This window comes from Lacrimispora sp., assembly GCF_036758025.1.
In the GTDB taxonomy this organism is placed as follows: domain Bacteria; phylum Bacillota; class Clostridia; order Lachnospirales; family Lachnospiraceae; genus Lacrimispora.
The window spans coordinates 323,355-332,163 of the sequence record NZ_DAIOXM010000002.1 but is presented as its reverse complement, the minus strand read 5'-3'; the positions used below and the strand labels follow the sequence as shown (position 1 = coordinate 332,163).

At 43.3% G+C, this 8,809-nt stretch carries 10 protein-coding genes; all 10 read left to right on the top strand.

The genetic code is table 11. The annotated features are described in order from the left end of the window. Positions 1–332 (top strand): RHS repeat-associated core domain-containing protein (locus tag V7M78_RS03910; protein ID WP_333646624.1); only part of this gene is annotated, 332 nt, incomplete at its 5' end. A 57-nt stretch (positions 333–389) separates the two neighbouring features. Continuing rightward, positions 390–1,187, top strand: a complete 798-nt coding sequence (locus V7M78_RS03905) for a hypothetical protein (RefSeq protein WP_333646622.1) — start codon at positions 390–392, stop codon at positions 1,185–1,187. Beyond that, the gene (locus tag V7M78_RS03900; RefSeq protein ID WP_333646620.1) at positions 1,187–1,633 is read left to right on the top strand and encodes a hypothetical protein; all 447 of its coding nucleotides are present in this window, start codon (positions 1,187–1,189) and stop codon (positions 1,631–1,633) included. The genes V7M78_RS03905 and V7M78_RS03900 overlap by 1 nt, the downstream gene beginning before the upstream one ends. A 573-nt stretch (positions 1,634–2,206) precedes the next feature. Further along, a complete protein-coding gene (locus V7M78_RS03895) occupies positions 2,207–2,653 on the top strand; it encodes a hypothetical protein (RefSeq protein WP_333646618.1) in 447 nt (148 codons plus the stop codon). A 9-nt stretch (positions 2,654–2,662) separates the two neighbouring features. Beyond that, entirely contained in the window at positions 2,663–2,815 is a 153-nt protein-coding gene (locus V7M78_RS21610) for a hypothetical protein (protein WP_442914621.1), read from the top strand. Positions 2,816–3,047: 232 nt separating this feature from the next. Further along, entirely contained in the window at positions 3,048–3,980 is a 933-nt protein-coding gene (locus V7M78_RS03890) for a 30S ribosomal protein S1 (protein ID WP_333646616.1), read from the top strand. Positions 3,981–4,205: 225 nt separating this feature from the next. After that, positions 4,206–4,889: a GTP pyrophosphokinase gene (locus tag V7M78_RS03885; RefSeq protein ID WP_333646614.1), complete on the top strand. Its 684-nt coding sequence runs from the start codon at positions 4,206–4,208 to the stop codon at positions 4,887–4,889. A 69-nt stretch (positions 4,890–4,958) separates the two neighbouring features. Continuing rightward, the gene (locus V7M78_RS03880) at positions 4,959–6,758 is read left to right on the top strand and encodes a glycerophosphodiester phosphodiesterase (protein WP_333646612.1); all 1,800 of its coding nucleotides are present in this window, start codon (positions 4,959–4,961) and stop codon (positions 6,756–6,758) included. A gap of 15 nt (positions 6,759–6,773) precedes the next feature. Beyond that, entirely contained in the window at positions 6,774–7,232 is a 459-nt protein-coding gene (gene dtd, locus V7M78_RS03875; RefSeq protein WP_333646610.1) for a D-aminoacyl-tRNA deacylase, read from the top strand. Positions 7,233–7,327: 95 nt separating this feature from the next. Then, the gene (locus V7M78_RS03870; protein WP_333646608.1) at positions 7,328–8,722 is read left to right on the top strand and encodes an aminopeptidase; all 1,395 of its coding nucleotides are present in this window, start codon (positions 7,328–7,330) and stop codon (positions 8,720–8,722) included. Positions 8,723–8,809 lie beyond the last annotated feature (87 nt).

Here is an 8,809-nt window from a genome sequence, read left to right as displayed (position 1 = left end):
TTGGAAAGCCACAGTATAATAATTCCTATACCTACAATGCAGAGGACTACAATCCGAACCTGGAATTCCAATATTTAAGAGCCCGTTATTATGATGTAGAGCGGGGGGATTTCCTGACGGAGGATACTTATTTAGGTGACATTACAGACCCATTGACCCTGAATAGATACAATTATGTGAAGAGCAGTCCTTTGAACTATATTGATCCTAGTGGGCATTTTTTCAAAATTCCAGAGAGCTGGTTACCACCAACAAAAAGTAATATAATGGGTGTGGATGATTATACATCGTTAGCCAATGACAGTAATGCTAGGCGGGACTGGGGTAAGTAGGCTGGCTCTATTGGTAAGGATCTTACAAATTAGCAGAGGACACAACTTGCAAATTCGATGAAACAGGCGGAAGAAAGTTCTTTTACTGTTACTTGTGATTATGTAGTAAATATTGCAGCATCAACATTAAACTTTATATCAAGTTTTGTAGCAGGAGCTGTGACAGCAGTATTAGAAAACGGAACGGCCATAATTAAGAAACCTGAAGAACTAATTGCATTGGCCCAAGGACGCGAATTTACTTCTCTCACTGATGTCATGGAAATGTATGTGGGAAATCGAGCAGCTTTTTATGCTGGAAAATTAGCTGGTGATTTAGCCAGCATAGTGGCTGGCATCATACTGGCTCTTACAGGAAAATCTCTAGAGGCAGGCGGTATAGTTGCAGTGCCAGTAACCGGCGGAGGTTCCATGGTAGTAACAGCTGCAGGAATTGTTCTGGAATTAGAAGGTCTTTCGATTACTGCCAGTGCTTTAGGGGATGTCGTGGTAGCGTCTAAAGAACTTGGAGTTGAAATATCACAATTCGCAAGCGAGAGTGGTGGATCTTCTAAAGGGGATTCTGAGTCTAGCCATATGTTGGGAGAAAAAGGAACTCAATTTGAAAGTAAAACAACATGGAAGAATGGAAAGACGGAGCGCCTTGACGTAGAAAATCCTGCACCAGGTGAACGACCAGGACAAATTCATTATCATGATGCTAAGAATAATAAGTGGATGTATGATATTGATGGAAAATATTTTTATGATGGGGACACCGGTGACTTAGCGCCTAACAGCATTCAAAAATTATTAAAAGATTCAAAGTTTAGTAGCGCAATAGAAAAGGCTTTAAAGTATTTAGGAGAACAATAATGGTAAAAATGAATGAAAAAATGAAAGAATTATTAAAAAGAGAAGGAGGAGAAAGCCAGATAAACATATCAGAATTATGTAAAAATATAATTTTGAAAACGAAGTGCATTAATGATTGTGTTTTATATGACGAAACTGGGAATTTGGAAAAGAAAAAAATAAACTGGGAATTTGTATTAAAAATTAATAAAGATTGGACAGGTTATGAGGTTAGTCATAATGAAATTTTAATACCAGATGTTATTTTTTTTAAAGATAATATAGTAACATTTTTGGAAGAGATGAGAGCACAATTAAAAATAAAATATCCAAATAAAATTTTTTGCCTTGTTTTGTCATATAGTGATAGAGGAGTTCTAAGATTTCATACATATAGACCCATTGAAGGATTGTGGTTATCGCCCGAAATTGAAAGGTATAAAGAACCGATTTTATTTGACTTGTGATTTGCTGGTAAATATGCGTTAAATCCTGCCCAATTTGGTGGGGTATATTCCTAGCGGTTATGCATTACATTCGGCATTGGGTATAGGAAAAACCATATTCAATAGTCTTAAATACCCCCTTCAGATAATTGTCGGAAGGGGGTGTTTTACATTATGGCAATTCAAATGATTCAGATATCAACAAACGAAACATCAAGAAAGAGTAAATGATTCCATTAAAACTAAGAGAGGTGCCGAGATGCCTTCTAAAGAAATACAAATGTTGATAGATAACTTGCATTATTGGGATGTTATAGCTCCCAGTTCAATCATGTGAAAAATTATGACAAATTTGGAACAGTAAAAAAATAAAACAATCACAATCATCATACTTTTTGCAGGATGCTAAAATTGGCGAAGTCATTGAATCGGGTATTACCTTTCATTGAATCGGGTATTACCTTTTATACATGCAAAATAATCATGTTTCCATTGGATTTGGAAATTTGGTGTAAAGATATACAGATTACAAAAGAAAAGAGGAATATAGATAAAATACTTCAGGAGAAAAAACATGAGAGAAGAGGCTGATAGATGAGGAATCGTGCTGCAACGTTTTTTACTGTCATATTATGTTCATTTAGTATATGGATAATGGCTTGCGGAAGAATGACAGGAGAGACCATGGGTGATAAGGAAGATGAGCCTAAGGTGAGTTTAAATGGTGATGAAAAGGATATTCAAATACAAGATAATGATAATTCTTTTTATCCTGATAACAATAATAATTCAGTAGCTTTTTTAGTAGATTCAAAAGAAATAAGTAAAATTGAAGAAAAAGTTTTGAAAACAGGAGAAGTAAGGAATAAAAGTAAATATTGGAAAAAGGTGGTTGCCTGGGATGAGGAGAATCTAAGAACAGGGGTAGATAGGGTATTTGAACCATTACTAAATTCTGAGAGTCAATATTATAGTGTAATTGATCTTGAAGGTTTCCCGAAAACAATTCTTTACTTAGCAAAAAACGAGATATATGCATGAAATGGTTATATTTTTGTAAATGATGAATTAGGAAACTATTTTAAGGGGCATATTTGGTATTCACCTACTGTCAAGGCGTCAGAATTTAGTGATGAGGTATTTAATGAATATGAGACAGTGAACCTTCAATTGCTGGTCGATATGCTGTCTGTACTGGAATAATACCGATTTTTAAGAAAAGTAAATTACTCTATCAAGAGATTATTTAATGACTTTAGAACCTTAATATTGTTTGCCCCATCGCCACTGGACAGAAAAGCGTGAGAGTCATGTAAATATCAACGAATAACAATCTTTTTTCTCCAAAAACTATAGAAATCTCCCCCCAAATATGATAAAAATATAATTAGATTTTATGTAAAGCACCAAGTTCACAGAAATGGAGGAAATGCAAATGAGCGAAGAAAATAAAGCCCCCCTTCTCACCGAAGAACCGGTAGAAACCATGGAGGATTATGCGGCGGAGCTGGAGGCATCCTATAAGAGGGTGAGAGAAGGCGACCAGCTTACCGGAACTGTTGTCAGCGTCAGCGAGGACAAGGTGATTCTGGATTTAAAATATTATGCAGAAGGAATCATTTATAAAGAAAACATGAGCAATGATCCTGATTTTATTTTAAACCTGGAGATTCACCCCGGAGATGAAATCACTGCAGAGGTCATAAGGACCGATGACGGAGAGGGAAACATCCTCCTTTCCAGAAAGATGGCTAACGACCGCCAGGCATGGGACAAGCTGAAGGCCATGCTGGATGACCGCACTGTGACAACCGTCAAGATCGCAGAGATCGTAAAAGGCGGAGCAGTGGCATTTTTAGAAGGTATCCGGGGATTTATTCCGGCTTCCAGGCTTTCCGCGGAATATGTGGAGGACTTAGAGGAATACAATGGTAAGACCATCGAGGTCACCGTCATTACGGCAGATGAGGAAAACAACAAGCTGGTGCTGTCAGGCAAGGAGCCGGCCCTTTTAAAGATGAATGAAGAAAAAAGCAAAAAGATCGCCAAGTGCCAGGTGGGAGCTGTTATGGAAGGAACCGTGGACAGCATAAAAGACTACGGCGCATTTATAAACCTGGAAAACGGTCTTTCCGGCCTTCTTCACATCTCCCAGATCAGCACCCAGAGGATCAAGCATCCGGGCGTCGTCTTAAAAGAAGGACAGACTGTGAAGGTGAAAATCATCTCCACAGCAGATAACAAAATCAGCTTGAGCATGAAGGCTGTTTTAGAGGATGAGGAAGCCGCAGAAGAGGTATTTGACTACCAGGAGGAGGGTTCTGCCTTCACAGGTCTTTCCTCTTTATTAAAAGGATTAAAATTTTAGAAACTCAAGGAAAACAATATAAATTGCCAGGTTTCTATGGTATACTATTAAAAGGGCTGGGGGCTGCCGGATTATGGGGCTGCCCCTGTCTTATGGGGTCAAATACCCCGCGGGGTATCTGATTCTCGCAGCATTCGCCAAATGCAGGAATGGAAGCATTCCCGCAGATGGCCCATTGTTCGCGGAAATTAAAGCGCAAGTGAAAGAGGGGAGGGGGTATGAAGAATGAATATTCCCAAATCATTTGATCAGGTGGACCAGTGGAAATCAGTCATGTTTTTGTATGACTCGGCACTAAAGGAAATCAACACAAAGATCGAGATACTCAACAATGAGTTTATTCATATCTATAATTACAATCCAATTGAGCACATCAAGTCAAGACTTAAGACGCCGGACAGCATCGTAAAGAAGCTGAAACGGTATGGTTACGAGGTGACCATCAACAATATGGTGGAGCAGTTAAACGACATCGCCGGAATCCGGATTATCTGTTCCTTTACGTCGGATATTTACCAGATTGCGGAGATGATAACCAGGCAGAGTGATGTTACGGTCCTTTTTGTAAAGGATTATATCAAATATCCTAAACCAAACGGCTATAAAAGCTACCATCTGGTCCTTACCATACCCATTTATCTGGCAGACGGGCCGGTGGATACTAAGGTGGAGGTTCAGATCAGAACCATTGCCATGGACTTCTGGGCCAGTTTGGAGCATAAGATTTACTACAAGTTTGAAGGCAATGCACCGGCCTATTTACAGCAGGAGTTAAAGGCCTGTGCTGATGTGGTGAATGTGCTGGATGCCAAGATGTTTTCCTTAAACCAGGCCATACTGGAGCTGAGTGAGGCTCAGCAGAGAAAGGCTCTGGAGGAAGAAAAGACGGAAGAGGAAGATCTGACATAAAAGCGCAGCCTTGACGATTCCATTCGCCGGGGCTGCTTTTGATTCAGTAAAGAAGAAGGTTATAAAGAAATGAGCATGTTAATCAAGGATACATGGAGGATTTTTAAGTTCAACCAGAAAAATGCGTTTGTGTTTGGATTTTTGTTCCGGGTGGTCACCACCATCCTGTATCTGACAATCTTGAACAAAGGCATTTTGTTTGCTCTGCGCATGGCGGGTTACAGCTATTTAACCGGGGCAAATATCGGCGCTTTTCTGGTAAAGCCATGGACCCTTATCTTATTGCTTGTGATGGCTGTTATGGGTATCCTCATCCTGACCTTGGAAACAGGCTGCTTTCTCACTCTTTATCAGGGGTCTTTTTATTCCTGGAGGATGAGGCCCTGGGAGATTCTGGCAGGAGGCTTTTCAAAGCTGGCTGATGAGGTGCAGAAGGGAAATTGGCGGCTGGGACTTTTGATTCTGGCTAATTATGCGTTTTCCAATTTATATCTGATGTACCGGCTTCTGACCCATGTAAAGCCCCTTAATTTTGTCCTGACAGAAATGCTTCGTCAGCCCTGGTGGAGGGCCGCTCTGGTTCTTTTTCTCATTCTTCTTCTGGTGACGGTGGTGCCGGGGCTTTATGCATTTCACGCCTGTATGATTGAGCAGAAAAGCTTCTGGGACGGGTATATAAAAAGCTGGTGCTTTGTAAGGCGCAGGCTGTTCAAGGTTGTCTGCTTAATGCTTATTTATTACGGGGCGGCCATCATAGGCCTCCGTCTGGTTTACTGGTTCTGTGTTTTGATTACGGCTGCGGCTGTGACCCTGCTTCCGGACAACAGGCTGGCTCTGGCAATTCTTCCGGCGGCTTGCGACAGGATCGAGCTGGTGCTCATATTTTTCACCAGTATGCTCATGACCATTGGAAACTTCGGCGCCCTCAGCCTTCAGTATCTGCAGTTTGGCAGCGGATACAAGAGGAAGGAAAAGGGCTTTTATCAGGCTCATAAAAAGTATGCAAACCGGCGCATGGCGGTTGCGGTTATGGCGGCTTCCGTGGGAATCAGTCTGGTTTCCCTTTTTTATGCGGTGCGCAACGGTTCTGTGATTACGGGAGATATTTTAAAGGAAATCCAGATCACTGCCCATAGAGGAAGCTCTAAGGCTGCACCGGAAAATACTTTGGCTGCCATGGCAAAGGCAGTGGAGGAATTAGCAGATTTTGTGGAAATCGATGTTCAGGAGACAAAGGATGGCGTGGTGGTTTTAGGACACGATACCACCTTGAAACGGGTTTCCGGTGTAAACCGCCCCATAAGCTCCTATACCTTTGAGGAGTTGAAGGAACTGGAGGCAGGAAGCTGGTTTTCCGGCGAATTTAAGGGAGAGCCCATTCCCTCCCTGGAGCAGGTTATGGAATACTGCAAGGGCCGTATTAATATTAATATTGAGCTTAAGAATCTGGGAAATGAAAGTCAGCTTCCGGATAAGGTGGTGGAGCTGATCGGAAAATACCAGATGAAGGAACAATGCGTGGTCACCTCCAGCCGGTTTTCCTATCTGGTCCGCATCCGCGAACTGGCTCCGGATATCCGGACGGGATATATTGTTTCAGCGGCCTATGGAAATTACTATTCCAGCGATACCATTGACCTTATCAGCCTTCGCTCCAGCTTTGTGACAGAAAGGCTGGTGGAGGCAGCTCATGAAAAGGGCAAGGCCGTCCACGCCTGGACGGTAAACAGCAAAAGTGAGCTGGAACGGATGAAGATGCTGGGAGTGGATAATATTATAACCGATTATCCGGTTCTGGCAAGGGAGATCGTATACCGTGAGGAGGCTACGGAAACGCTTTTGGAGTACTTGAGACTGGTTTTAAGATAGACAGGAGAAAATGATATGAAGGTTGTATTGCAGCGTGTGTCCAGTGCCAGCGTTACGGTAGAGGGCACACAGATTGGTTCTATTGGAAAGGGATTTTTGCTTCTCCTTGGAGTGTGTGATACGGATACAAGGGAAATCACGGAAAAGCTGGCGGATAAGATCTGCAAGCTTAGAATTTTCCAGGATCAAAACGGGAAGACCAACCTTTCTCTGGCCGATGTGGGAGGAGAGCTTTTGGTGGTCAGCCAGTTTACCCTTTATGCGGACTGCAAAAAGGGCAACCGGCCCAGCTTTATCAGGGCAGGCAGCCCCGCTCTTGCGGAGGAGCTTTACGAATATATGGTGGAGCAGCTAAAGGCCCGGGGAAACCAGGTGGAACACGGCAGCTTCGGGGCCGATATGAAGGTGGAGCTTGTCAATGACGGCCCCTTTACCCTGGTTCTTGACAGCCAGGAGATATGCGGAACAAATTAACTGAATCAACAAAGCAGCAGAGCGGATTGCGAATATCCGCCTGACCCAGCAGAGCAGGACAAAAAGCCTGCTGACATCATAGGAGGTTTACTTAAATGGAAAAGACAATAGGACAAAAGCTCCAGGACGAACTGACATTTACATTTCCCCACATTGCAAAGGCGGCACCTGAGCAGAGAGCAGAGGCAGAAGAGTTCTGCCAGGGCTATAAAAGGTTTTTAGACAACGGCAAGACAGAGCGGGAATGCGTCAGAGAGGCATTGGCAATGCTTGAGATGCAGGGTTATGTGCCGTTTGAAGAGGGAAAGGCTTATAAGACCGGGGATAAGGTCTATCTGGTAAACAGGAATAAGGCCATTCTGGCAACTACCTTTGGAAAAGAGAACCTGGATAAGGGAGTGCGCATCAACGGTGCCCACATCGATTCCCCAAGGCTGGATTTAAAGCCTAATCCCCTTTATGAAAAAAGTGAGCTGGCTTTCTTTAAAACCCATTATTACGGCGGAATCCGCAAATACCAGTGGGGTGCCACCCCTCTTGCCATGCACGGTGTTATCATCAAGAAAAACGGGGAAACCGTTGAAGTGAATATCGGAGAAAAGGAAGGTGATCCTGTATTCTGCGTGACAGACCTTCTTCCCCATTTATCTGCAGAGCAGAATGAGAGAAAGCTGAAGGACGGCTTAAAGGGAGAGGAGCTTAATGTGCTTGTAGGCTCCATTCCATATCTTGACCAGGCGGAAATTAAGGAGGGAGTCAAGCTTTTGGCTCTTAAGCTTCTTCATGAACGCTACGGAATTGTGGAGGCTGACTTTTTCCGGGCAGAAATCGAGATGGTTCCGGCAGGAAAGGCCCGGGATGTAGGGCTGGATGGCAGTATGATCGGAGCTTACGGACAGGATGACAGAGTTTGCGCCTACACGGCCTTGATGGCGGAAATCGAAGCCAAAGAGCCGAAGTACACCACAGTGACTATTCTGACAGATAAGGAAGAAACTGGTTCTGACGGAAATACAGGGCTCAGCTCTGATTATGTGCGTCACTACATTGAGGACCTTGCTCAGATGGCAGGAGTTAATACCAGAACAGTGCTGCGAAATTCCATCTGTCTGTCCTCGGATGTGAATGTGGCTTATGACCCCAACTTCCCTCAGGTATGCGACGAGCGGAATACCTCTTTCTTAAACAAGGGATGTGTCCTGACCAAGTACACCGGAGTGCGGGGAAAAGTTGGCACCAGTGATGCCAGCGCAGAGGTGATGGCAAAGGTAATTGCCATGCTGGAGCAGGAGGGAGTTTACTGGCAGGCAGGAGAGCTTGGCGCCGTGGATCAGGGCGGCGGCGGCACCATTGCCAAATATGTGGCCCATATGGATGTGGACGTGGTGGATTTGGGAGTTCCCATTCTTTCCATGCATTCTCCTTTTGAACTTTCCTCTAAGCTGGATGTGTACAATACATACAGGGCGTTCCAGGCTTTTTACAAGTAATAAAATTTAAATAAAGGAAGTTACGGTTTCATTAAGAAATATATGCCAATTTCAGGAAAAGGCTTTTTTTACTTTGGCTGATATGGT